Raw genomic sequence first — 862 nt, forward strand, 5'->3', positions numbered from 1 at the left:
TGTTCGTCGTCCAGGCCGGGCACGGCCGCCTAGAGCTCGCCGAGGCCGCCGCCAAACAGGCCGAACAACTCGCGTTCTTCCCACTCTGGTCCTACGCCACCGAACCGGCCATCGAACTCGCCGAACGCCTCGCCGGCTACGCCCCGGGCGATCTGAACCGGGTGTTCTTCACCACCGGCGGCGGCGAGGCCGTCGAAAGCGCCTGGAAACTGGCCAAACAATACTTCAAACGGGTCGGCAAACCCGGCAAACACAAGGTCATCTCCCGCTCCATCGCCTACCACGGCACCCCCCAAGGAGCCTTGGCGATCACCGGCATCCCCGCCCTGAAGGCCCCGTTCGAACCGCTCACCCCCGGCGCGTTCCGGGTCCCCAACACCAACATCTACCGCGCCCCCGAACCCCTCGGCGCCGATCCGAAGGCGTTCGGGATCTGGGCCGCCGACCGGATCGCCGAGGCCATCGAATTCGAGGGCCCCGACACCGTCGCCGCCGTCTTCCTCGAACCGGTGCAGAACGCCGGCGGCTGCTTCCCGCCGCCGCCCGGCTACTTCGAACGGGTCCGGCAGATCTGCGACGACTACGACGTGCTGCTCGTCTCGGACGAGGTGATCTGCGCGTTCGGGCGGATCGGGTCGATGTTCGCGTGCGAGGACTTCGGATACGTCCCCGACATCATCACCTGCGCCAAGGGCCTGACGTCAGGGTACTCGCCGATCGGGGCGATGATCGCCTCGGACCGGTTGTTCGCACCGTTCGCGGACGGGACGTCGATGTTCGCGCACGGCTACACCTTCGGCGGGCACCCCGTCTCCGCGGCGGTGGCGCTGGCGAACCTGGACATCTTCGAACGCGAAGGCCT

Annotated in this window: 1 protein-coding gene; it reads left to right on the forward strand. The window is 68.0% G+C overall.

Annotation, left to right across the window (positions count from 1 at the left end; translation table 11 throughout):
• Window positions 1–862 (forward strand): aminotransferase class III-fold pyridoxal phosphate-dependent enzyme (locus tag MLGJGCBP_RS22845; protein ID WP_160098230.1); only part of this gene is annotated, 862 nt, incomplete at both ends.

The organism is Rhodococcus sp. T7 (assembly GCF_009872365.1).
GTDB lineage: Bacteria > Actinomycetota > Actinomycetes > Mycobacteriales > Mycobacteriaceae > Rhodococcus_F.